This is a genomic window from Rhodococcus sp. SJ-3 (genome assembly GCF_051918125.1).
GTDB lineage: Bacteria > Actinomycetota > Actinomycetes > Mycobacteriales > Mycobacteriaceae > Rhodococcus.
Genome location: NZ_CM123306.1, coordinates 89,147 through 111,527 on the forward strand (window position 1 = coordinate 89,147; position 22,381 = coordinate 111,527).

Genomic DNA, 22,381 nt, shown 5'->3' on the forward strand with positions numbered 1-22,381 from the left:
ATGTCGCGGGTAGGAGGTGTTCGGGTATGGGCGCTGGGATCACTCCGAGCACCGACAACAGGCCCGGCACCGTGCCGCACCTGCTCCTCGACCGGGTACGCCGCACCCCCGACGCGGAGGCCTACACGTACCCGGACGGTGACGACTGGCGCTCCGCCACATGGGCAGATGTGCATGCCGCGGTCGTGCCGCTGGCAGCGGGGTTGATCGCCCGCGGGGTCGTCGCCGGTACGAGGGTCGCGATATGCGCCGCCACGAGCTTCTCCGCGATCCTCGCCGATCTCGCCATCGCGTGTGCCGGCGCCGTCACGGTCCCGATCTATCCGGCTACGCGGGACGACGAAACCCGTACGCAGATCCATCGGGCCCGCGCTGTGCTCACCTTCGCCGACCGGCCGGTTCTCAGCAGTCCCGTTCAACGACTCGATCGGCTCGACGATCTCGCCGCGGAAGGCCGCGCGCTGCTGTCCTCCGACCCCGAAGCGGTGCCCCGCCGGATCGCGGCACTGACCGCGGACGATCCGGCGTGGCTCATCTATACGGCGTGCGACGACGGCCGGACCAAAGGCGCGTGCCTGACCCAGCGCGCCGCGACCTACGGCGCCGGCGCGGTGGCACAGACCGGCATCGTCTCCCCAGCAGACCGTCAGCTGCTGTGGCTTCCCCTCGCGCACGTGTTCGGTCGTACATTGCTGCTGATGGGGATACAGGTCGGCTTCCCCACCGCAGTGGACGGTCGCGCAGACCGCGTAGCAGACAACCTGCGGGCCACCCGGCCGACGTTTCTCGGATCGGTTCCGCACGTGCTCACGAAGGTCTGCAACCTCGACAGTGGGGATCTCGGTGGTCGATTGCGTTTCACGATCTCGGGTTCTGCACGGTTGAGCACCGAGGTGCTCGAGCGCTTCGAGCGTCGCGGAGTACCCGTCCTAGAGTGCTACGGGATCACCGAGACTGCCGGACCCGCATGCGCGAACCTTCCCGGGATGCGGCGCATAGGTACGGTCGGTGTTCCCTTGCCCGGCACACGGATTCGCATCAGCACCTCCGGTGAACTCCTCATCCGCAGCCCCGGGGTGATGACGGGATACGACCACGACCCAGCGGAGACAGCCGCAGCGCTCGACTCAGAATACTGGTTCCACACGGGCGATCTCGCTCGAATCGATGCTGACGGGTTCGTCACGGTCACCGGACGCAAGAAGGAAGTCTTCAAGACCAGCACCGGTAAGTACGTATGCCCAGAGGCGATCTCCGAACGGTTTCGTGCAGTGCTGCCAGGTGCCGAACTCGTCGTCGACGGCGAATTACGCCCATACTGTGTGGGACTCGTGTTCACCGCACTCCCCGATCCGGCGGTCGATGCCGCCCTCGACCGGTTGAATGCAACCCTGAACCGTTGGGAGAAGGTCCGCCGGTTCGCGGTGATCCGCACACCGTTGGACACGCACGACCGGAACGAGGCCGGTAGACCGATCCGCGACCGGGTGCTCGCACGATACGCGGCAGTCGCTTCCGGCCTGTACGAGCATGGTCAGCTCCGGAATTCCGGTTGATCGAGCAGGCGTAGCCAGCTGCCGTCCGACTGCCGGCGCACGACCTGCACTCGCGCCCCGGCACCGTCACCGGGAGGCGTGCTCGTCAGCGCTATGTCGCCGCTGACCAATGTCGGCAGCGGCGCTTCCAGCTCGAATCGTGGCCGGGTGGCGAGGACCGCAGCCCACAGTTCCCGGATCGCAGCCCGTCCGACGGTTGTCTGCCCCGGCGGGTACGCCATCACCGCGCTCTCCTCGTAGAGTGCTGCCACACCGTCCGCATCGCCCGCGTTGGACCGTTCGACGAACATCCTTGTGAGGTCCTCTGGGCGGTAGGCCTTCTCGTACTGCATCTCGTGTGTCATGCCTCCAGCGTCGAGTACCTCGGTTGAGAAGTCCAACAGATTGTTCTTGCCAGAACTAGAATCTCTGGTTATGGAACTGAGGCAACTCGAGTACTTCGTAGCGGTCGCCGAGGAACGCAATTTCACTCGTGCCGCCGAGCGCGTGCACATCAGTCAGTCGGGTGTGAGCGCGCAGATCCGGCAGCTCGAACGCGAACTCGGCGCCCGGCTGTTCGAGCGTTCGTCGCGTACCGCCGGACTCACTACCGCAGGCAAAGCCGCCCTCGAACACGCCAGGGCAGCACTGGATTCCGCCAGGGCGATGCGAATCGCGGTCGATGAGGTCGGGGCGGTGATCCGAGGCGAGCTGACTGTCGGAATGGTCACCGCGTGCACGGTAACTCCCCTGTTCGACGCATTGTCGCTGTTCCATCACGCTCATCCCGGCGTCGAGATCGCACTGCTGGAGGACGCGTCCGATCGCCTGGTCGAGCGAGTACGGTCACGTGAGATGGATGTTGCGCTCGTCGGCACGGCGTACGGCCCTCCCGACGGTGTGGAGTCGATCCTCCTGATCCGCGACCGGCTCGTCGCGGTGGCACCCGACGAACATCCGCTGGCGCGGCGGCCTCGAGTCGGGCTCGCCGAGGTCACGTCCCACCCGCTGGTGTGCCTGCCCACCGGTACCGGCATCCGATCGGTCCTCGACATTGCATGCCGTACTCGCGGTATCGAACCGGCCATGGCAATGCAGGCGAGTGCGCCCGACGCGGTGATCGATCTCGCCGTGCGAGGCCTCGGCGTTGCGATCCTGAGCGAATCGATGGTGTCGCAGCGGGCAGGGCTTTCGATCACCGTCATCGACGACATCGACGTCTCAGCGACGTTGTCGCTGATCTGGTCGGCCCCGGCAAGTCCTGCGCTGGGAGCCCTGCTCACCCATCTGCGACACGCGTTCGGCTCATGACTCGGTGCTCTGGTAGGTCCGATACGCGTTTCGGTAGTCCGAGGGCTGGACACCAGCGGTCCGAGTGACGAGTTGAGGCGCGATTCCCGACTGATCGGCCACCGTGTACGGCGACTGCCCGCTGACGATCAGGACGTCACCCTGCCCGGCCCGGACCGACTCGGCCTCGTCGGGGAGCACCCACGTGTGACCGTCGATAACCATGACGAGCATCAACGGTGCGCCATCAGCGATACGAATCGACCAGCCACGGGCCATCCCGGCCCGATCGAGCACCGCACCGCGGGATCGGACCCCATCGAGAAGATCGGTCAGAAGGTCGATGTGACCAGCTTAGATCGGTGAGTTCGCCGGTTCGGTGTACGCGCGCCCCATCTGTACGAGAGTCGCAAGGATGGATCACTCTCGGCAGCGTCGTTGACTGGACACGACACTACGACCGATCGAACGGGAGGAACCTCATGAACACCATCGTGATGACCGTCGGCAGTTCAGGATTCGGAGAAGTCGCCGCACAGCTGGCCTGCCAGGCGGGCATGGATCTGCTCGTCGGTGCGCGTACGGTGTCGCCGGACTTCATTCCGGTTGATCTGGCGTGCCTCAATTCTGTCCGCACCTTCGCCGACCTGCCCCGGGAACACCTCAGCAACACTCCCCTCGACCTACTGGCTCTCAACGCGGGGTCAATCATGTACCGGGGAGAGCGCGTAGCGGGCGCAGCCGAGGCGAGGTAGTCAGGCAGCTCCGGCTCGAACTGCTATCCGTTGAGGATCCGGGCGATCCCATCGCGGTAGGTCGTGACGTCGAAGCCGGGAAAACGGGCTGCGAATTTCGAGGAGTCGAAGAGGTTGTCCTGGCGATAGCGAGGCATCAGCTCGTTCGCCTCCTTGACCGAGGCGTTGAACAGGCCGAGAACTTTGAAGGCCGCCTCCGGGACGGTGTGGTAGGGGATATTCCTGCCGATCACGTCGGACGCGATCTCGATCATCTCCGAATAGGTGAGGCGGTCGGGGTCGATCGGGAGGTGCCAGGTCTGGCCGTAGGCGTCGGGAGTATTACCGATCAGGCCCATCCCGCGGCTGGCGTCCGGGGTCCAGATGATGCTCCGCCGGGCGTGGGCGTTGATCGGGACAACGGGCCGCTTGCCCTGCTTGATCCGCTCGAAGATGGCCGTGTTGGTGAGGCTCTTGGTCTTGCCCGGTCCGTAGAACTCCGGCGCGCGGCAGATGACGGCCTCGATGGTGCCGGCGCGCATCTCGTCGAGAAGCATGTTCGCGATCCTGGCCCGCACGGTCGCCTTGCGGCCGATCGGCTGAAATGCGGTGTCCTCGATCTGCGGCGTGTGGGTGCGCGGGTACATGTAGGTGTTGTCGAAGAACACCAGCTTGGTGCCGTGCTTCCGGCAGGCGGCGATGGTGTTGGCCATCATCGCCGGGAATTGCTGCTCCCACAGCTCGGAGTCGATCGGCAGGCCGACGGTCAGGTAGGCGATGTCACTGCCCTCGACGGCTGCGGTGGTGGCATCGCTGCCGGTGGTCTTCTACATCCACGGCGCCGGTTGGGTTTTCGGCGACGAGTACACCCACGATCGACTATTTCGCGAACTCGCCGTCGGCGCCGGCGCAGCGGGAGTGTTCCCGGTCTACGATCGCGCACCCGAGAAGGGCTACCCCACCCCGGTCGAGCAGAACTACGCCGTCGGCCTGTGGGTCCTTGCGCACGGAGCCGACCACGGCCTGGACTCCTCCCGCATCGCCGTCACCGGCGAGTCGGTCGGGGGCTGCATGTCGACGGTCTTCGCCCTCATGAACAAGGACCGCGGCGGCATCGATCTCAAAGCCCAGGTCCTCCTCTACCCGGTCACCAACGCCGACTTCGATACGCCCTCCTACCTGCAGTTCGCCGAGGGCTACTACCTCACCCGCGACGGGATGAAGTGGTTCTGGGACGCCTACACCACCGACCCCGCTCAGCGGGCCGAGAAGTACGCCGCCCCGCTGCAGGCGACGCTCGAGGACTTGAAGGGCCTGCCGACCACGCTGGTGATCACCGACGAGGCCGACGTGCTGCGCGACGAGGGCGAGTCGTACGCCAACAAGCTGCGCGCGGCCGGTGTCGACGTCACCTCGGTGCGGGTGCAAGGCATGGTCCACGACTTCCTGCTCCTCGACAGTCTGCGCGACACCAAGGCCGCCAACGTCGCCCGGCACCTAGCGATCGACGCACTCGAGACGGCCCTGCAGTAGCACCCGCACCGAACAAGCCCTCCGGCCCTGGCATCACCCAGAGCCAGCGGACATCACCTCCGCCCGAAGGACCAGCCCATGCCCAAGCGCATCCTCAACGTCGTCACCAACGTAGGCCACTACGACGACGCCGACCATCCGACCGGACTGTGGCTCTCCGAGCTCACCCACGCCTGGCACGTCTTCGACGAAGCAGGGTTCGAGCAGACCCTGGTCAGCCCGGCCGGTGGGGCCGTACCGCTCGAACCGCGCTCCCTGAAGTTCCCCAACTACGACAAGACCGCAAAGGCCTGGCGCAACGCCCCCTCCAAAATGGCGCTGCTCGAGAAGACACTCCGCCCCGACCAGGTCGATTCCGCCGACTACGACGCCATCTACTTCACCGGTGGCCACGCCGTCATGTACGACTTCCCCGACAGCGAAGGACTGCAACGCATCGCCCGCGGGATCTACGAGCGCGACGGCATCGTCTCCTCCGTCTGCCACGGCTACTGCGGACTGCTCAACATCCGGCTCACCGACGGGTCCTACCTCATCGCAGGCAAGAAGATGACCGGCTTCGCCTGGATCGAAGAAGTCCTCGCTCGCGTCGACAAGCTTGTCCCTTACAACGCCGAGGAACGAGCCAAAGAACGCGGCGCGCTCTACGAGAAGGCCAAGCTGCCCTTCGTCTCCTACACCGCCATCGACGGCAACCTTGTGACCGGGCAGAACCCCGGATCGGCCAAAGCAACCGCCAAACGGGTTGTTGCCCTTCTCTGAAGCCGTGCGGTACCGAATCATGACGCCCGCCGCAGCGACCTCGTAGTTCCCGGAGCGCGCGAAATCCCCTCCGATGATGTCGGAGGGGATTCACTCGGTGGAGCTAAGGGGACTCGAACCCCTGACCCCCACACTGCCAGTGTGGTGCGCTACCAGCTGCGCCATAGCCCCATATTCTTTTTCGCACCGGGGTGACCCCTTGCGCTGAAAGAAAAACTACACCATCGCTCTCTGAGCCAACAAATCGCCTGGTCAGGGCGGCGACAAGCACGAGCGCTCGTCGCCGCCCGACGCCTTCAGCCTGCGAGTTCGGACACCCAATTGTCGTTGCCGAGCGCATCGATGACGGTTCCGCTGCGGATTACGGCAGGGGTTCCTGCTGCACCTGTGGTGGCAAGAAGCTGCCGACCGGCCTCCGCAGACACCGTTGCCTGCTCGACGCGGGCTCCGTCCGCGATGCAGGACACTGCGTCGTCCGAGGCTCCGGCGTCTCGTGCCATCTGCGCGAGCTGCTCGTTGCTGTGATCGCTGTCGCCGCCTTCCCCGGGCTGATTGTCGGGAGAGAACAGGGCGGCATGGAAGGCCGAGAATGCGATCGCGTCACCGGTCTCCGCGACACACTGGTTCGCAGCGACCGCTCGGGTCGAGTAATCGCCACTGCTCGACAGCCGGTCGAGGAACGCGAGGATGTGGTACCGCACCGCGACAGTGCCTTCGTCGATCGCCTGTGCCAGTTCCTGTCCGTGCTTGTGCTCGAGTTCGGCGCAGTACGGGCACATCGGGTCTTCGAAGATGTCGATGGTGGTAGCAGCGTCCGGCACGCCGAGCAGGATCGTGCCGTCGTCGTCGAGGGTGACGTCGACCGCAGCGTTGCTGACAGCGCCGTACCCGTCATTGCGGGAGTCGGTGCTTCCCGACTGCCACAGCACTCCTCCGATAACGAGGACCGCAATGATCACGACCGCGATACCACCGAGGATGTAGGTGGATGTGTTCGATGTAGGCTCCGGCGAATACTTGACCGGCTTGACCTTCTTCGCACTCACGAATGCTGTCCTTCGTTCATCGGTGAATTGTCCGGCTCCACTTTGCCACCGGGGTCTGAGTTCATCCTGAGAGCCACCCTGGAATGCGGACCGAGCGCAAGGGGCGTGCGCGGAAAGACGGCCAGCCACACCGACAACGCGAGGAAGCCGACATCGCGGGCGATCTCGCGGGCATAGTCTCCGCTGTCGATCCCTTCCACCACGCCGCCACCTCCGAAGCATCCGCAGTCGATCGACAGACCTCGGCTCCAGGCCGACACGATCGCACCGATGAGCACAACCAGCGTCACCCCGGACAGCACCGCCGCCGGCCGCACCGCGAGCCCTACCAGCAACAGGAGCCCGAGGACGAGTTCGACCATCGGAAGCGCCGCGGCCGCAGGTCTCACCAGGTCGGTAGGAAGAAGTTGATATGCGCGCACCGCGACAACGGTCTGCGTCGGATCGGCGAATTTGATCCACCCGGAGATCAGCCACACCGCGGCGAGGCCGAGCCGTGCCGCTGCGGAGACGATACGAATCCACACGGGCACGACACTACAGACCCACCGGTCAGCGATCCGTATCGCCGGTCACAGGCTTCTGTACGACCGGTTCGGTCGCCGGCGCATCCTGACGCGGTGCCCGCGCAAAGGCCCACGGAATCACCGCCGCCAGCATGATCGCCCCCGTCACACCGAACGCCACCGAATAGGACCAGCGCTCAGCGATCATGCCTGCAGCGATCGGGCCGACCACTGCCCCGATGTCCGAGGTCATCTGGAACGTGGCGAGCACTGGTCCCCCGCGCGCTTTACTGCCCACCACATCGGCGATCGCAGCCTGCTGCGACGGGTTGATCAGGCCGGATCCCACGCCGGCCACGGCAGACGTGATCAGGAACACCGTGAGGTCTGAGGACAAGCCCATCACGACGGTGCTCACACCGCAGACGACGAGCCCGGTGAGCACGAACGGACGCCGTCCGTATCTATCGGACCATGCACCGGACTTGACCAGCACGAGCGCGTTACCCACCGCGAACGCGGTCAGTGCGACGCCCGCGATGCCTTCGCTCTGGTTCAGGGCTTCGACGACGAACAGCGGGACCATGGCCACCCGGACACCGAACACCACCCATCCGTTGGCGAAGTTCGAGGTGAGCGCCGCGCGATAGGTCGACGACAGGAGCGCGGTGCGCAGCCTCATCACGGGAGCGCCATCAGCCGAGGCCGGTTGCGCGAGGTGAGACTTGCGAAGACTGATCCAGACCACTGAGGCCGCCACGAGCAGCGCGACCGCGTAGATGAGGAAAGGCGCTCGCAGGCCGAGGCCGACGAGAGCCCCGCCGAGCAGCGGCCCTGCAATGTTGCCGAGCAGAAAGCTCGTCGCGTACAGCGCGGACACGCGTCCACGCGCATCGGGCGGAGCGATGCGCACGAGCAGCCCCAGCGCAGCCACGGTGAACATCGTCGAGCCGATACCGCCGAGCCCCCGGAAGACCAGGAGCTGCCAATAGGTCTGGGCGAAAGCGACCGCGCCCGTGGAGACCGCGACGATGAGAACACCGGTGATGTAGATCGGCCGCTCGCCGAGCTTCTGGACGAGCAATCCGCTGGCCGGAGCAAATGCGAGTCGCATGAACGCGAACGCCGAGATGACCACCGTCGCCGCAGTGATTCCGACGTCGAAGCTCCGTGCGAATTGCGGCAACGCGGGAGCGACGAGACCGAAGCCGAGGGCGATGACGAAGCTCGCCGCGACGAGTACCCAGATTTCCCGCGGCAGAGCCACGTCACGTGTACGCATGATGCGGCAATGTTAGCGATGCGCACGACCGTGCTCGGTGCGAGCCCGACGTGCGCCGTGTGTCAGCCCAATACCGACGACACCAGTTCGCGTGCCGCGTCCTGGACCTGAGCGAGATGTTCGGGGCCGTTGAACGATTCGGCGTAGATCTTGTACACGTCCTCGGTGCCCGATGGACGCGCCGCGAACCACGCGTTCTCGGTGGTCACCTTCAGCCCACCTATCGCCGCGCCGTTGCCTGGTGCCTCGGTGAGCGTCGCGGTGATCGTCTCGCCCGCAAGCTCGGTGGCGCTTACCTGCTCGGACGACAGCTTCGCGAGGATCGCCTTCTGCTCTCGCGTCGCCGGCGCGTCGACCCGCGCGTAGGCCGGATCTCCGTACCGGCCGGCGAGCTGGGTGTAACGCTGCGAGGGCGTCGCACCGGTCACCGCGGTGATCTCGGCGGCCAGCAACGCGAGCACGATGCCGTCCTTGTCGGTGGACCACACCGACCCGTCGCGACGCAGGAAGGAGGCACCCGCGCTTTCTTCTCCCCCGAATCCGAGGCTCCCGTCGAGCAGACCCGGCACGAACCATTTGAAGCCCACTGGCACTTCGAGCAGCTCACGTCCCAGCCCGGCCGCGACGCGATCGATCATCGACGAGCTCACGAGCGTCTTGCCGACCTTGCTTGCATCCGACCAGCCCGGCCTGTTCCGGAAGAGATAGTCGATGGCCACCGCCAGATAGTGGTTGGGGTTGAGCAGACCACCGTCGGGGGTGACGATGCCGTGGCGGTCCGCATCCGCGTCGTTGCCGGTGGCAAGGTCGTATTTGTGGCGTGCACCGATGAGCGACGCCATCGCGTTCGGTGACGAGCAGTCCATCCGGATCTTGCCGTCGGTGTCGAGTGTCATGAATCGCCATGTGGCGTCGACGAGGGGGTTGACGACGGTGAGGTCGAGGCGGTGCCGGTCGGCGATTTCGCCCCAGTAGTCGACGGACGCACCACCGAGCGGATCTGCTCCGATGCGCACCCCCGCACCCCGGATCGCGTCGAGATCCACGATGTTCGGGAGATCGTCGATGTAGGTGGCGAGGAAGTCGTAGCGGCCGGCCGCCGCAAGTGCGGCGACCGCCGGTACGCGCTTGACGCCCGCGAGGCCCGCCGCGAGGAGTTCGTTGGCGCGGGCTGCGACGGCAGAGGTGGCCTCGGAGTCGGCTGGTCCGCCATGCGGCGGGTTGTATTTGAAACCCCCGTCGCGGGGCGGATTGTGTGACGGGGTCACGACGATTCCGTCCGCAGCTACACCGGCGCCGGAGTTGTGGCGCAGGATCGCGTGGCTGACCGCCGGGGTCGGTGTGTACCGATCACGCGAATCGATCACGACGTCGACGTCATTGGCGATCAGAACCTCGAGCGCGGTGGTCCACGCGGGCTCGGACAACGCGTGCGTGTCGCGGCCGAGGAACAGCGGCCCGGTCGTTCCCTGTGCTGCGCGGTACTCGACGATGGCCTGGGTGGTGGCGAGGATGTGCTGCTCGTTGAAGGCGGCGTCGAGGCTCGACCCACGGTGCCCTGAAGTGCCGAACGCCACCTGCTGAAGTGGGTTCTCGGGGTCCGGACGGACCGTGTAATAGGCAGTCACCAGATGCGCGAGGTCGACCAGATCCTCGGGTGCTGCCGGTCGCCCCGCTCGTTCATGCGCCATGGGTCCTCCTCGTCGAACGCGTGTGGTGACCATCTTGCCCGCGACGGGCGGCACCCGACCGCGAACACGACGAAGGCCCCGGACCGAATCTGTGATTCGGTCCGGGGCCTTCGTGCGTGTTGGTGGAGCTGCCGGGAATCGAACCCGGGTCCTCCGCCGCCTTGCCAAGGCTTCTCCGTGTGCAGTCCGCTATGCCTCTACTTGGATCTCCCGGTCTCGCGAACAAGCCGTGATGACGATCCCAGTCACTGTTTGATGTCCCATCCGACTCCGTGACCGAGCCGGTAGGTAGAGCCCTCTAGCTGATGCCAGTACCCGACCCGAGGGCGAGATCGGACTGACAGACACGCTTCGCTACTTAGGCAGCGAGAGCGTAGTCGCGCTGATTGGAATCGGCGCTTAATTGGTTGCAGCGACGCTTACGGTGGTCTCTTGCCTGCACCGACACGCTTCCCTTGACTCAACGTACGTAGTCGAAACCGTTCAGCCCCGTACGCGCCTGCGACGTTCGCAGGACTACCTACATTAACGTCACCCGCACCCGATGTCATTCCCTTTTCCAGGATTGTCCGGATGACGCCGCTCACAACCCCTGATGACCGAGTCGAGCGCTCAAGTCGCGGAGGTGATCATCGCGACCGACACACACGCGAGCGCCATGCCTGTGTACTGGCCGCGACCGAGTCGCTCTCCCAACACGACGAGCGCCAGCAGCACCGTGGCCGCGGGATACAGAGCTCCGACGACACTCACCAGCGAGAGCATCCCACCCTGGAATGCGAACATCATCGCGGCGTTCGACACCACGTCGAGCAGTGCGACGGCGACGACATGCGGGTACAACATCCGTGGCGGACCGGTGAACTGCCGCACGGCCACGGCAACAGCCCACACGACGGCGGTCGCGGAGAGACGTTGGAACACCAGCGGCCACAGACCGGTTCCATCGGGGACCTGGTCGAGCGAGATGAACGTGAGTGCGAACGCCACACCACCCGCTGCGGTGAGTCCCGCGACACGAATGGTGAAGGCCGGATGGTTGTCGCCACCGACGGTCTCGTGCGACTCCCTGCTGACGAGCACGACCGCCACGAGCGCGACGACGATTCCGATCCCCGCGAGCGGCCCGGGACGCTCCCCTGTGACGAGGCCCGCGAGAACGGGGATTCCAGCTACGAGCAGCGCAGTCACCGGCGATACCACCGACATCGGGCCGGATGCGAGGGCACGGTAGAACCACCACACCGCGAAGCCACCGAACAGGCCCGACGCGGCACCCCAGACCAGAGATTCCGCCGTCACGTCACCGCCCGCGAACGGTGCGATCACAAGGACGATCACCAGCGACAGCGGATACGAGGCAACGACGAACGACAGTGCGGTGGCCCGCCGAGAAGCGACACCACCGAGAAAATCGCTGACTCCGTAGCCGACCGCGGCCACGAGAGCCAACAGGACCGCGGTCAGCGCATACCTTTCACCCGCCTGCCGAGTTCGCGGGTCACCTCGCGTTCGGCGGTACGACGGGCAAGATCCTGCCGCTTGTCGTAGTCCTGCTTGCCCTTGGCGAGTGCCAACTCGACCTTGACCTTGCCGTCCGAGAAGTACATCGAGAGCGGAACCAACGTCTGGTTGCCCTCACGGGTCTTGCCGACCAGCGCGTCGATCTCCCGCCGGTGCAGCAGCAGCTTGCGGGTGCGACGCGGAGCATGGTTGGTCCAGGTGCCGTGCCCGTACTCCGGGATGTGCAACCCGCGCAGCCATACCTCCCCGTCGTCGACCGTCGCGAACGCGTCGACGAGAGACGCCTTCCCTTCCCGTAGGGCCTTCACCTCGGTACCGACAAGCGCGATGCCCGCCTCGTACGTATCGAGGATGGCGTAGTTGTGCCGCGCCTTACGGTTCGTGGCGATGACCTTCCGGCCCTTTTCCTTCACGTGCAGGCCTTTCAGGTTCAAATCGGGCGAAGTGGAACACAGTCCAGCATAGGAACCCGCACAAATCGTTATTCACGCACGTACAAGCGCAACGTCGCGTACGCGGTGATCGCCGCCATGCCCACGCCGACGAGTACGAGGAAGGGAGCGACGAGCAGGATGTCGCTGTCGGTGATTCTCGCAACGATGTTCGCGCCGTAGACCTCGGCGAGCATGTCGTCGACGAACAGCGACTTGGCAGCGAACAATCCGCCGATGGCAAGGGCTGCACCGACGATCGCGGCCACGACGGCTTCGAGGAGGAACGGCAGCTGGGTGTACCAGCGGGTTGCACCGACCAGGCGCATGATGCCGACCTCGGTGCGGCGAGTGAAAGCGGCAATCTGCACGGTGTTGGCGATGAGCAGGATCGCCGCGACGGCCTGGATGGTCGCGATCGCGAAGGCCGCGTTACGGATGCCTCCGAGCACACCGAACAACCGCTCGACCAGGTCTTGCTGGTTGAGGATGCTGTCCACACCCGGCCGCTCCGCGAAATCGGTCTGAATGATCGCGAAGCTCGACGGATCCGACATCTTCACCTTGAACGATGCGGGAAAACTCTCGGGACTGACGAGCTCGGCCAATTCGGGTTGGTCCGCGAAGACACGCTCGGTGGCGTCTGCCACCGCATCGTCGCGACTGAGGTACTGGACGGACACCACGTCGTCGGTGTTCTCGAGGTCGGTGCGCAGGGTGCTGCAGAGTTCCTGTTCACATTCCGGGTCGAGCGACGAAATGTCCTCGGTGAGGAACACTTGGATCTCTACTCGGTCGAGGAAGATCTTCTGCGTCTTGTCGGCCATCTGGACGACGAGCAGACCCGCACCGAACAGCGCAAGCGAGATGGCGGTGGTGAGAATCATCGCAACGGTCATGGTGAGGTTGCGGCGCAGGCCGGTGGTGACCTCGCTGAACAGGAAGCTGACGCGCATGGGAGTCAAGGTCCTTCGGTTGCCGGATGGACTGGTCTCGGAACGGGCGACCGGGTCAGCGACCCACGCCGTACACACCACGTGCTTCGTCGCGGACCACCCGGCCCAGGTCGAGTTCGACGACGCGGCGACGCATTGCGTCCACGATGTGGTGATCGTGGGTGGCCATGAGCACCGTGGTGCCGGTGCGATTGATCCGTTCGAGCAGAAGCATGATGTCCTGGCTGGTCTCGGGATCGAGATTGCCGGTGGGCTCGTCCGCCAGCAGAACCAGCGGCCGGTTCACGAACGCGCGCGCGATCGCGACACGCTGCTGCTCACCACCGGACAGTTCGGTGGGAAGGCGCCCCGCCTTGCCGGACAATCCGACGAGGTCGAGGACTTCGGGCACGGTCCGTTCGATCACGGAACGGGGCTTGCCGATGACCTCGAGCGCAAACGAGATGTTCTCCGCCACGGTCTTGCGCTGCAACAGACGGAAGTCCTGGAAGACGCAGCCGAGATTCTGGCGCAGTTTCGGGACCCGCCGCGCCGACAACTTGTTGACGTGGAAATCCGCTACATGGATCTCACCACTCGTGGGCGTGTCCTCGCGCAGCAGGAGGCGCATGAAGGTCGACTTTCCGGAGCCGGACGGGCCGATGAGGAAGACGAACTCGCCTTTGTCCACCTCGACGGACACGCCGTCCAATGCGGGTCTGGTCGACGTCTTGTAGGACTTGGACACATTTTCCAGGCGGATCACGACGCCATGCTAGCCGTTACCGGATGGTGACCTATTGCCCCGGCTCGCCGGTCGGTTCTGTGCCCGACTCCCCGTCGAATCCTGGGAGTCCCGGGATCTGCGGCAATCGGAAGGGATTCGCATCGGTCGTAGTGGTCTCGGGTGGCCGCGTACCGGTTGTCGGGGCGGGCGTGTCGCCCGGTGCCGTCGTGGCAGTCGTCGGTTCGGACGAGGGCGCAACGTCGGTGGTGGTGGTCGGAGGCGCCTGTTCAGTGCTCGACGCGGGTGGAACGTACGGCACGAAAGGTGTCTCGGAGATGATGACTGCTCCGGTGGGCGGAGTTCCCGTTCCGTCGGCCTGGCTCTTGTCCTGATTGAGAGTCAGATATGCCGCCCACAGGACGAGCCACACAATGCACAGCGCGAGGGTGCTGGTGCGTACGCGCCCGTGGAGCAGATGAGCCGGGATCCGGATGCGGTGCGATCGCTGGTCGTCGGTCACGGTTCCCCCGATCGTTCGACGACGCTTGCAGTGTCGAGTTGCGGACTCACTGTGATTCCCTTGGCACGAAGGGCACCGGCGATACGGGCGCGGAGCAGACGACCAACCTGGAACTGCTTCCCCGGCAGAGTTCGGGCGACGATCCGCATGCTGACCTGGTCGACCTCGAGGCTCTCGACGCCCATCACGCTCGGCTCGTCGAGCAGGAGTTCTCGCACGCGCGGCTCCTTGTACGCGGCGACGCCCACATCACGGAGGATGTCACTGACCGCACCGATATCGGCACTGACCGGAATCGGGACGTCGATTACGGCGCGCGCCCAGTCCTTCGACAGGTTGATGGCCTTGTTGATCTGGCCGTTCGGCACTGTGATCACTTCGCCGGCAGCGCTGCGGACCCGAGTCACCCTGAGGGTGACGTCCTCCACGGTGCCTACAGCGTCCTCCGACGACCCTGTGACCGAGATCTGCACGGTGTCACCGAATCCGTACTGACGTTCGGTGATGATGAAGAAGCCGGCGAGAATGTCCTGCACGATGCGCTGCGCGCCGAAACCGACAGCAGCACCCACAACGGTTGCCGGTGCCACGAGCGAACCGATCGGCAGGCTGAGATAGTCGAAAATCTTGAGCGCGGCAACGATGTAGACGAACGCGATCACCATCCACGTCACGACCTGTGCCACCGAATGGCGATGCTTGGTCGCCTCCGAGCGCACGAGGTCGTCGGACTGCCGGTAGCGATCGTCGATCCGCCGGGTCACCCGGCTGCCGGTCCACGAAACGAACCGGGCGATGATGACGGCACCGAGGATCGTCAGAGCGATCAGCAGTCCGCGGGTGGTGACCCAGTTCAGCAGGACATCGGTGGGAAACAGCGTTCTTTCCTTCGAAGAGGGACCCGGGCCGGGATCCTGCCCGCCACGGACCTACCGGCTCACGCGTTCTGTTCCTCGCCCATCCGCCAGCGGATGCCGGCTTCGAGGAAGCCGTCGATGTCGCCATCGAGAACCGAGGACGGGTTGTTGACTTCGTACTCGGTGCGCAGGTCCTTGACCATCTGGTACGGGTGCAGCACATAGGAGCGCATCTGGTTTCCCCACGAGCTGCCGCCGTCGCCCTTGAGGGCATCCATCTCGGCGCGCTCTTCCTGACGCTTCCGCTCGAGGAGTTTGGCCTGGAGGACGCGCATCGCAGACACCTTGTTCTGCAGCTGCGACTTCTCGTTCTGACAGGTGACGACGATGCCGGTAGGCACGTGTGTGAGGCGGACTGCGGAGTCGGTGGTGTTGACCGACTGTCCGCCGGGGCCGGACGACCGGTAGACGTCGACGCGGACGTCGTTCTCATCGATATCGATGTGGTCGGTGGTCTCGACCACCGGCAGCACCTCGACCTCGGCGAACGAGGTCTGGCGTCGGCCCTGGTTGTCGAACGGACTGATTCGAACGAGGCGGTGCGTGCCCATCTCGACGGACAGAGTGCCGTAGGTGTAAGGGGCCTTGATCGCGAAGGTCGCCGACTTGATGCCTGCTTCTTCGGCGTAGGAGGTGTCGTACACTTCGACGCCGTAGCCGTGCTTGTCGGCCCACCGGATGTACATGCGCATGAGCATCTCGGCCCAGTCCGCGGCGTCGACGCCGCCGGCACCGGAACGGATGTTGACGAGGGCATCACGTTGGTCGTACTCGCCCGACAGCAATGTCCGCACTTCCATCGCCTCGATGTCGGCGCGCAGGGTCTCGCGCTCGGAGTCGGCGTCGGCCAGCGCAGCTGCCTGCGCTTCGCCTTCTTCGTCCTCGGCGAGCTCATAGAGCACGGGGAGGTCCTCCAGTCGCTGGCGTAGCTCTTCGACGCGGCGCAGTTCGCTCTGCGCATGGGAAAGCTGACTGGTGACCTGCTGGGCATGCTCCTGGTCGTTCCACAGGTCGGGATCGGCCGCCTGATGTTCGAGCTCGTCGATACGGCGGCGCAGCTCTTCCACATCGAGAACCGACTCCACCGTCCGGAGGGTCGTCGCGAGCTCGGCCAGGTCTGCGGAAACATCGGGATGCACGATTCTCTAGGCTACCGGCTAGGGGCTAGCGTCTGACGCATGGCCACCGACTACACCGCCGATCTCGAACTCGCACTACGTCTCGCCGACGCCGCAGACGCCCTCACCCGCGACCGTTTCCGCGCGCTGGACCTGAAAGTCGACGACAAACCCGACCTGACACCGGTCTCCGACGCCGATCTCGCGGTGGAACGCCTGGTGCGGGAGACACTCTCCTCCGAGCGGCCCGGCGACGCGATTCTCGGGGAGGAATTCGGTGGCGATCCGGTCTTCGAAGGCCGCCAATGGGTGATCGATCCGATCGACGGCACCAAGAACTTCGTGCGGGGTGTGCCGGTGTGGGCGAGCCTCATCTCCCTGATCGTCGACGGTGTCCCGGTTGTCGGCGTGGTCAGCGCTCCGGCACTGCACCGCCGGTGGTGGGCCTGTTCGGGGGCCGGCGCGTGGTCCTCGCACGACGGCGGTGAACCACGTGCCATCGCGGTGTCCGAGGTCGGATCGCTCGCGTCGGCGTCGCTGAGCTTTTCGAGCCTCTCCGGCTGGAACGACCGCAACATTCGTGAGCGGTTCGTCGATCTGACGGACGAGGTGTGGCGCGTGCGCGCCTACGGCGACTTCTTCTCCTACTGCCTCTTGGCGGAGGGCGCGCTCGAGATCGCGCTCGAACCCGAGGTGTCGCTCTGGGATCTGGCAGCGCTCGATGTGCTCGTCCGCGAAGCGGGCGGGGTGTTCACGAATCTCGACGGCAGGGCAGGACCACACGGGGGAAGTGCGATCGCGACGAACGGTGCACTCCACGACGAGGTCCTGAGCCGACTGAAGTCCTGATGCCCACCCGACACTGCCCGCGCTGCATTTCACCTGCGGCGCGGGCAGTGTCGTCCTGCCCGGACAGCCGGGAACTTACTCGAGAGTAGACACATACCTTACTCAGGAGTAAGATTGATCTCTGTCCGCTCCGATACAAGAAACTTCTGGTGATCATGAGCAAGCAAGACAGTGTGGCCCGGAACACCCCCCGAGACACGTCCGCAGTCGGCCTCAACCCGATCAAGCGGGACGCCATGGGAGCAGCGATGCGCGTGCTCACGCGGATCACCGGGTCCGAACTCGCCGACCGCTACAACTTCCGGCAGACGATCGACCGGGTCACGTACGAGTCCACCAAGACCGGATTCAAGACCCTCGGCGCCGCGACCCGCACGTTCAAGAAGGTGTCCGGCGGCAACGGCCCCGAGCGTCTCGCCGCCGCGAAGAACGCCGACTACTTCGACCTCACCCCTACCGACGATCAACAGATGATCTCGGAAACTGTGCGCGACTTCGCCGCCGAGATTCTGCGTCCGGCGGCGCACGACGCCGACGAAGCTGCAGCCGCACCCGCCGACCTGCTCGCCCGCGCCGCCGAGCTCGGCATCACGCTCGTCAACGTGCCCGAAGCGTTCGACGGCGCCGCCGCCGAGCGTGGAGTGGTCACCAACAGCCTCGTCGCCGAAGCCCTCGCCCATGGCGATATGGGCCTGGCGCTGCCGATCCTCGCGCCGAGCGGCGTCGCCGTAGCACTGACCGAGTGGGGCACCGACGACCAGCAGAAGACCTACCTGCCCGCATTCGCCGGCGAGGACGTTCCGCAGGCATCCGTCGTCATCGCAGAGCCCCGCGCACTGTTCGATCCGTTCGCGCTGCACACGAAGGCCACGCGATCCCCGAGCGGGTACCGGCTCAACGGGGTCAAGGCCCTCGTCCCGGCGGCCGGTAGCGCTGAACTGTTCATCGTGGCAGCGGAACTCGACGGCAAGCCCTCGTTCTTCATTGTCGAGGCCAAAAGCAAGGGTGTCGTCATCGAGGCCGATCCCAGCATGGGCCTGCGCGCCGCCGGCCTCGGCCGCCTCCTGCTCGAGGATGTCGCCGTGCCGCAGTCCGCGCTACTCGGCGACGAGAACCCGGACGTTCGTGCGGAGCAGTACGCCGACGCGGTCCGGTTGTCGCGCCTCGGCTGGGCGTCGCTCGCCATCGGCACCGGGCAGGCCGTACTCGACTACGTGGTGCCGTACGTCAACGAGCGCGAGGCATTCGGTGAGCCGATCAGCCACCGCCAGGCGGTCGCGTTCATGGTCGCGAACATCAAGATCGAACTCGACGGCCTCCGTCTCGTCACCCTCCGCGGCGCAGCCCGCGCCGAGCAGGGTCTGTCGTTCGCTCGTGAGGCAGCGCTCGCCCGCAAGCTGGCGACGGACAAGGGAATGCAGATCGGTCTCGACGGCGTCCAGCTACTCGGCGGCCACGGCTTCACCAAGGAACATCCCGTCGAGCGTTGGTACCGCGACCTGCGCGCCATCGGCGTCGCCGAGGGCATCGTCCTCGTCTGAGCGGCCCTGACATACACAAGGAACCTGTGATGATCAATCTCGAACTTCCCAAGAAGCTCAAGGCTTCCGCGAATCAGGCCCACCAGGTCGCCGCCCAGATCTTCCGACCCGTCTCTCGCAAGTACGACCTCGCGGAACACGAGTATCCCGTCGAGCTCGACACTATGGCGGCAATGGTCGAGGCACTCAACGATTCCGGCCAGGGCGCAGCGGGCGCGACGCTCGGCCGCGAAGGCAAGGCGAAGGAGTCCGATGACGACAACGCCAACGGCGGAAACATGGCCGGCCTTCTCAATGTCATCGAAACCTGTTGGGGCGACGTTGGATTGACGTTGTCCATCCCCTACCAGGGCCTCGGCAACTCGGCTATCGCCGCGGTGGCGACCGACGAGCAACTCGAACGATTCGGCAAGGTGTGGGCCTCGATGGCGATCACCGAACCCAGCTTCGGATCCGACTCGGCCGCGGTCACCACCACTGCCGTTCTCGACGGCGACGAGTGGGTCCTCAACGGCGAGAAGATCTTCGTCACTTCCGGCGAGCGCTCTTCACACGTCGTCGTCTGGGCATCGGTGGACAAGTCGAAGGGCCGGGCGGCGATCAAGTCGTTCGTCGTGCCCCGCGATGCGCCCGGATTGAGCGTCGCGCGGCTCGAGCACAAGCTCGGCATCAAGGCCTCCGATACTGCGGTACTACTGCTGCAGGACTGCCGCATTCCCAAGGACAACATCCTCGGTTCGCCCGAGGTCAACGTCGAGCAGGGCTTCGCCGGGGTCATGCAGACCTTCGACAACACCCGCCCGATCGTCGCAGGCATGGCGATCGGTCTCGGTCGCGCAGCACTCGAGGAACTGAGGAGCATTCTGTCGGAGGCCGGGGTGGAGGTCAGTTACGACACTCCGGCGAACAATCAGCACGCCGCTGCCGCCGAGTTCCTCGCACTCGAAGCCGACTGGGAAGCCGCGTATCTGCTCGCCCTGCGGGCGACGTGGATGGCCGACAACAAGAAGCCCAACTCGCTCGAGGCGTCGATTTCGAAGGCGAAGGCCGGTCGTACGGGTACCGCGGTCTCGCTCAAGGCCGTCGAACTCGCCGGCACCTACGGGTACTCGCAGCGCCCGCTGCTCGAGAAGTGGGCCCGCGACAGCAAGATCCTCGACATCTTCGAAGGCACGCAGCAGATCCAGCAGCTGATCGTGGCCCGTCGTGTGCTCGGAAAGTCGTCTTCCGAGCTGAAGTGACCGCGCTGCCGTAGACCCTGCTACAGCTGCTCGGAGTTCTCTTCAGGGGAGGCAGGGAGACCCTCGCCGCACTCGAGTGAGGCGAGGGTTTCGCCTTGTCGGGGCTCTCGAGATCCCGACATTTCCCCTCACGAGGGACCCCGGCGCCGCTACCGTGTGGTGAAATTCACCGCAGCGGAGGGGGCCCCTTGTCCGAGCAGGACGTTCTGGAACGACTCACCGGGGGTCGCACGAGCATGCGGCAGATCACCGACAGTCTCGGCGCTCTCGCGGTCATGCGACGCAGCGGCCTGTTGCATTTCCCGCGCATCGACCGAAGCCTCGCGACAATGGCCGCCGCCAGGAAGTACGGCCCCTTCGCCGGCGCGGTACATTCACACGCCAGCCGAGGCCTCGACGCCACGGCGATCTCCGACGAACGCGGCGATGTCACGTACATAGAACTCGACGCGGCTTCGAACGCGCTGGTCCGCGCATGGAAGTCCGACGGGTTGACACCCGGATCCATTGTGGGCGTGATGGCCCGCAACCACCGGGGTCTGGTGCTGACGATGGTCGCTGCCGCAAAACTGGGCGCGCGACTTGTGATGATGAACACCGGGTTCGCGCCGCGGCAACTCGTCGAGGTCGCGGTCCGAGAGAAGGTGTCGGCCTTCGTGTTCGATTCGGAGTTCGCGGCCGTCGCCGCAGCGCTTCCCGCCGATGTCCGAAGATATCTCTCGTGGCAGGACAATCCCGTTCAGGGGATTCCCACGCTCGACTCCGCCGCCGCGGGTTTCGACCGCTCCGCCGTTCCTCCGCCCGAGAGCTTCGGCGGCTTCGTCCTGCTCACGAGCGGCACCACCGGTACGCCCAAGGGCGCCCCCCGCGCCCGCACGTCACCACTGGCCTCTGCGCAGTTCGTCGACCGTGTCCCGTTGCGTGAAGGACAGACGATGGTGATGGCGGCACCGGCCTTCCACGGAACCGGTGTCTCGCAGCTGGCGCTCGCGCTGGCACTCGGGCAGACGGTCGTGATGGTGCGCCGATTCTCCCCGATCGATACCCTGCGCGCGATCGAGGCCCACCGCGGGAACGTCCTGGTCGTCGTACCCACCATGCTCCAGCGCATACTTGCGCTGGGCGCGGCGACGATCGCCGAGTTCGACACGTCGAGCCTGCGCATCATCTTTTCGGCCGGCGCGGCACTGTCTCCCGACATCTGTCGCCGCACCCGAGAGTCGTTCGGCGACGTCCTCCACAACCTGTACGGCTCGACCGAATGCGCGGTCGTGACCGTCGCAACGCCCGAGGACCTTCGTCGCGCACCGGGGACCGCGGGTCGTGCACCGGTGACCTGCCACGTCGAACTGTTCGACGACGACGGTGGCCGCATCACCGCACCGGGCGAGGTCGGCAGGATCTTCGTCAAGAGCGGACTGAGCTTCGCGGGCTACACCGACGGCCGCGACAAGGAACGCATCGGCGGCCTGCTCTCCACCGGCGACGTCGGGCACTGGGACGAGCAGGGCTATCTGTTCGTCGACGGCCGCGACGACGACATGATCGTCTCCGGCGGAGAGAACGTGTACCCGCTCGAGGTGGAGAACGTGCTGGCCGAACGCGAGGATGTACTCGATGTGGCTGTCGTCGGTGTTCCCGATCCCGATTTCGGTCACCGGCTGCGGGCCTTCGTGGTGCCGGACCCCGATTCCCAGCCCACCGCCGACGAGATCAAGACATTCGTCAGGTCCAATCTCGCCCGCTACAAAGTGCCGCGCGACGTGGTGTTCGTCGACCGACTCCCCCGCAATGCGACCGGCAAGCTCCTCCGTCGAGTACTCGAAGAAATGGACGCGCGCTCACAATAGGCTGATCACACCATGAATCCCGTCGTCTGGCTGCTCGTCGGCTCCGTCTTCATCTTCATCGGGTCGTCGCGTCAGGCATGGTTCGAGCTGCAGGAGTGGCGTCGGCAGCTGGAGTCGACACTCGGGCTCTGCCGTAGTCGCGCACGACCCCAATCCTCGAGCTCTTCTATCGCTGACCCAATCGCCGGGGGTCAACAGCCAAAAAAGATCGAGGCCGGACAATGTCCGACCTCGATCTTCGTGGTAGCGGGGACAGGATTTGAACCTGCGACCTCTGGGTTATGAGCCCAGCGAGCTACCGAGCTGCTCCACCCCGCGTTGCAAGAACAAAGTTACACGAGCGGGGAAA

The 22,381-nt window shown here is 65.4% G+C and carries 23 protein-coding genes, 2 tRNA genes and 1 other RNA gene; 9 read left to right on the forward strand and 17 right to left on the reverse strand.

Annotated elements, in window-relative coordinates:
* The first annotated feature begins 26 nt into the window (after positions 1-26).
* Positions 27-1,556, forward strand: a complete 1,530-nt coding sequence (locus tag ACTDXD_RS00395) for an AMP-dependent synthetase/ligase (RefSeq protein WP_440125270.1) — start codon at positions 27-29, stop codon at positions 1,554-1,556.
* Here the strand turns inward: ACTDXD_RS00395 and ACTDXD_RS00400 are convergent.
* Positions 1,535-1,900 carry a YybH family protein gene (locus ACTDXD_RS00400; RefSeq protein WP_440125271.1) on the reverse strand — a complete coding sequence of 122 codons (366 nt, stop codon included), beginning with the start codon at positions 1,898-1,900 and terminating at the stop codon, positions 1,535-1,537. The two genes, ACTDXD_RS00395 and ACTDXD_RS00400, sit on opposite strands and share 22 nt — an antisense overlap.
* 70 nt (positions 1,901-1,970) lie before the next feature.
* Between ACTDXD_RS00400 and ACTDXD_RS00405 the strand changes: the two genes are divergently transcribed.
* Entirely contained in the window at positions 1,971-2,846 is an 876-nt protein-coding gene (locus ACTDXD_RS00405) for a LysR family transcriptional regulator (protein ID WP_440125272.1), read from the forward strand.
* Here ACTDXD_RS00405 and ACTDXD_RS00410 read toward each other — a convergent pair.
* The gene (locus ACTDXD_RS00410; protein ID WP_440127829.1) at positions 2,841-3,170 is read right to left on the reverse strand and encodes a cupin domain-containing protein; all 330 of its coding nucleotides are present in this window, start codon (positions 3,168-3,170) and stop codon (positions 2,841-2,843) included. The genes ACTDXD_RS00405 and ACTDXD_RS00410 overlap by 6 nt on opposite strands.
* A 137-nt stretch (positions 3,171-3,307) precedes the next feature.
* On the opposite strand from ACTDXD_RS00410, the gene ACTDXD_RS00415 reads away from it, so the two are divergent.
* Positions 3,308-3,580, forward strand: coding sequence for a hypothetical protein (locus ACTDXD_RS00415; protein WP_440125273.1), 273 nt, complete (start codon positions 3,308-3,310; stop codon positions 3,578-3,580).
* A gap of 23 nt (positions 3,581-3,603) precedes the next feature.
* On the opposite strand, the gene ACTDXD_RS00420 is transcribed toward ACTDXD_RS00415, so the two are convergent.
* The gene (locus ACTDXD_RS00420) at positions 3,604-4,275 is read right to left on the reverse strand and encodes an NAD-dependent epimerase/dehydratase family protein (protein WP_440125274.1); all 672 of its coding nucleotides are present in this window, start codon (positions 4,273-4,275) and stop codon (positions 3,604-3,606) included.
* A gap of 61 nt (positions 4,276-4,336) precedes the next feature.
* On the opposite strand from ACTDXD_RS00420, the gene ACTDXD_RS00425 reads away from it, so the two are divergent.
* On the forward strand, positions 4,337-5,092 hold the full coding sequence (locus ACTDXD_RS00425; protein ID WP_440125275.1) for an alpha/beta hydrolase: 756 nt from the start codon (positions 4,337-4,339) through the stop codon (positions 5,090-5,092).
* A 78-nt stretch (positions 5,093-5,170) separates the two neighbouring features.
* The gene (locus tag ACTDXD_RS00430; protein ID WP_440125276.1) at positions 5,171-5,854 is read left to right on the forward strand and encodes a type 1 glutamine amidotransferase domain-containing protein; all 684 of its coding nucleotides are present in this window, start codon (positions 5,171-5,173) and stop codon (positions 5,852-5,854) included.
* Between the two features lie 98 nt (positions 5,855-5,952).
* Here the strand turns inward: ACTDXD_RS00430 and ACTDXD_RS00435 are convergent.
* The 13 genes from ACTDXD_RS00435 to prfB all read right to left on the reverse strand — a co-directional run bounded on the left by ACTDXD_RS00435 (position 5,953) and on the right by prfB (position 16,572).
* Positions 5,953-6,025: transfer RNA gene (locus ACTDXD_RS00435), tRNA-Ala, on the reverse strand.
* Between the two features lie 125 nt (positions 6,026-6,150).
* Positions 6,151-6,900: a DsbA family protein gene (locus ACTDXD_RS00440; RefSeq protein WP_440125277.1), complete on the reverse strand. Its 750-nt coding sequence runs from the start codon at positions 6,898-6,900 to the stop codon at positions 6,151-6,153.
* Entirely contained in the window at positions 6,897-7,427 is a 531-nt protein-coding gene (locus ACTDXD_RS00445; protein ID WP_440125278.1) for a MauE/DoxX family redox-associated membrane protein, read from the reverse strand. The genes ACTDXD_RS00440 and ACTDXD_RS00445 overlap by 4 nt, the downstream gene beginning before the upstream one ends.
* Before the next feature lie 25 nt (positions 7,428-7,452).
* Positions 7,453-8,688, reverse strand: a complete 1,236-nt coding sequence (locus ACTDXD_RS00450) for an MFS transporter (protein WP_440125279.1) — start codon at positions 8,686-8,688, stop codon at positions 7,453-7,455.
* Between the two features lie 62 nt (positions 8,689-8,750).
* Entirely contained in the window at positions 8,751-10,379 is a 1,629-nt protein-coding gene (gene pgm, locus ACTDXD_RS00455) for a phosphoglucomutase (alpha-D-glucose-1,6-bisphosphate-dependent) (RefSeq protein ID WP_440125280.1), read from the reverse strand.
* Between the two features lie 120 nt (positions 10,380-10,499).
* Positions 10,500-10,870: a transfer-messenger RNA gene (ssrA, locus tag ACTDXD_RS00460) on the reverse strand.
* Positions 10,871-10,991: 121 nt separating this feature from the next.
* Complete coding sequence (locus tag ACTDXD_RS00465) at positions 10,992-11,834, reverse strand: EamA family transporter (RefSeq protein WP_440127477.1); 843 nt, start codon at positions 11,832-11,834, stop codon at positions 10,992-10,994.
* An 8-nt stretch (positions 11,835-11,842) separates the two neighbouring features.
* Complete coding sequence (gene smpB / locus ACTDXD_RS00470) at positions 11,843-12,316, reverse strand: SsrA-binding protein SmpB (protein WP_169685965.1); 474 nt, start codon at positions 12,314-12,316, stop codon at positions 11,843-11,845.
* 68 nt (positions 12,317-12,384) lie between these two features.
* Positions 12,385-13,290 carry a permease-like cell division protein FtsX gene (gene ftsX, locus ACTDXD_RS00475; protein ID WP_440125281.1) on the reverse strand — a complete coding sequence of 302 codons (906 nt, stop codon included), beginning with the start codon at positions 13,288-13,290 and terminating at the stop codon, positions 12,385-12,387.
* 55 nt (positions 13,291-13,345) lie between these two features.
* Entirely contained in the window at positions 13,346-14,035 is a 690-nt protein-coding gene (gene ftsE, locus ACTDXD_RS00480) for a cell division ATP-binding protein FtsE (protein ID WP_169685961.1), read from the reverse strand.
* A 31-nt stretch (positions 14,036-14,066) separates the two neighbouring features.
* Positions 14,067-14,516 carry a hypothetical protein gene (locus ACTDXD_RS00485; protein ID WP_440125282.1) on the reverse strand — a complete coding sequence of 150 codons (450 nt, stop codon included), beginning with the start codon at positions 14,514-14,516 and terminating at the stop codon, positions 14,067-14,069.
* Positions 14,513-15,349: a mechanosensitive ion channel family protein gene (locus tag ACTDXD_RS00490; RefSeq protein WP_440127478.1), complete on the reverse strand. Its 837-nt coding sequence runs from the start codon at positions 15,347-15,349 to the stop codon at positions 14,513-14,515. The genes ACTDXD_RS00485 and ACTDXD_RS00490 overlap by 4 nt, the downstream gene beginning before the upstream one ends.
* Before the next feature lie 104 nt (positions 15,350-15,453).
* Entirely contained in the window at positions 15,454-16,572 is a 1,119-nt protein-coding gene (gene prfB, locus ACTDXD_RS00495) for a peptide chain release factor 2 (RefSeq protein WP_169685957.1), read from the reverse strand.
* 39 nt (positions 16,573-16,611) lie between these two features.
* On the opposite strand from prfB, the gene hisN reads away from it, so the two are divergent.
* From hisN to ACTDXD_RS00515, 4 genes are all read left to right on the forward strand, one after another.
* Positions 16,612-17,400, forward strand: a complete 789-nt coding sequence (hisN, locus tag ACTDXD_RS00500) for a histidinol-phosphatase (RefSeq protein ID WP_440125283.1) — start codon at positions 16,612-16,614, stop codon at positions 17,398-17,400.
* A gap of 149 nt (positions 17,401-17,549) precedes the next feature.
* The gene (locus ACTDXD_RS00505; RefSeq protein WP_440125284.1) at positions 17,550-18,941 is read left to right on the forward strand and encodes an acyl-CoA dehydrogenase family protein; all 1,392 of its coding nucleotides are present in this window, start codon (positions 17,550-17,552) and stop codon (positions 18,939-18,941) included.
* Between the two features lie 29 nt (positions 18,942-18,970).
* Complete coding sequence (locus ACTDXD_RS00510; protein WP_440125285.1) at positions 18,971-20,182, forward strand: acyl-CoA dehydrogenase family protein; 1,212 nt, start codon at positions 18,971-18,973, stop codon at positions 20,180-20,182.
* Positions 20,183-20,418: 236 nt separating this feature from the next.
* Positions 20,419-22,032 (forward strand): acyl-CoA synthetase, encoded by a 1,614-nt coding sequence (locus ACTDXD_RS00515; RefSeq protein ID WP_440127479.1) that lies wholly within the window; start codon positions 20,419-20,421, stop codon positions 22,030-22,032.
* 241 nt (positions 22,033-22,273) lie between these two features.
* Here the strand turns inward: ACTDXD_RS00515 and ACTDXD_RS00520 are convergent.
* Positions 22,274-22,350, reverse strand: a tRNA-Met gene (locus ACTDXD_RS00520).
* Positions 22,351-22,381: the final 31 nt, after the last annotated feature.

Bases quoted from the DNA above. Each gene is read 5' to 3' on its own strand.
- ftsX (WP_440125281.1), bottom strand. From the start codon at position 13,290: ATGCGCGTCAGCTTCCTGTTCAGCGAGGTCACCACCGGCCTGCGCCGC.
- ACTDXD_RS00430 (WP_440125276.1), top strand. From the start codon at position 5,171: ATGCCCAAGCGCATCCTCAACGTCGTCACCAACGTAGGCCACTACGAC.
- ACTDXD_RS00420 (WP_440125274.1), bottom strand. From the start codon at position 4,275: ATGATGGCCAACACCATCGCCGCCTGCCGGAAGCACGGCACCAAGCTG.
- ACTDXD_RS00425 (WP_440125275.1), top strand. From the start codon at position 4,337: ATGTCACTGCCCTCGACGGCTGCGGTGGTGGCATCGCTGCCGGTGGTC.
- ACTDXD_RS00515 (WP_440127479.1), top strand. From the start codon at position 20,419: ATGCGGCAGATCACCGACAGTCTCGGCGCTCTCGCGGTCATGCGACGC.
- ACTDXD_RS00405 (WP_440125272.1), top strand. From the start codon at position 1,971: ATGGAACTGAGGCAACTCGAGTACTTCGTAGCGGTCGCCGAGGAACGC.
- ACTDXD_RS00510 (WP_440125285.1), top strand. From the start codon at position 18,971: ATGATCAATCTCGAACTTCCCAAGAAGCTCAAGGCTTCCGCGAATCAG.
- ACTDXD_RS00400 (WP_440125271.1), bottom strand. From the start codon at position 1,900: ATGACACACGAGATGCAGTACGAGAAGGCCTACCGCCCAGAGGACCTC.
- pgm (WP_440125280.1), bottom strand. From the start codon at position 10,379: ATGGCGCATGAACGAGCGGGGCGACCGGCAGCACCCGAGGATCTGGTC.
- ACTDXD_RS00450 (WP_440125279.1), bottom strand. From the start codon at position 8,688: ATGCGTACACGTGACGTGGCTCTGCCGCGGGAAATCTGGGTACTCGTC.
- ACTDXD_RS00395 (WP_440125270.1), top strand. From the start codon at position 27: ATGGGCGCTGGGATCACTCCGAGCACCGACAACAGGCCCGGCACCGTG.
- hisN (WP_440125283.1), top strand. From the start codon at position 16,612: ATGGCCACCGACTACACCGCCGATCTCGAACTCGCACTACGTCTCGCC.
- ACTDXD_RS00415 (WP_440125273.1), top strand. From the start codon at position 3,308: ATGAACACCATCGTGATGACCGTCGGCAGTTCAGGATTCGGAGAAGTC.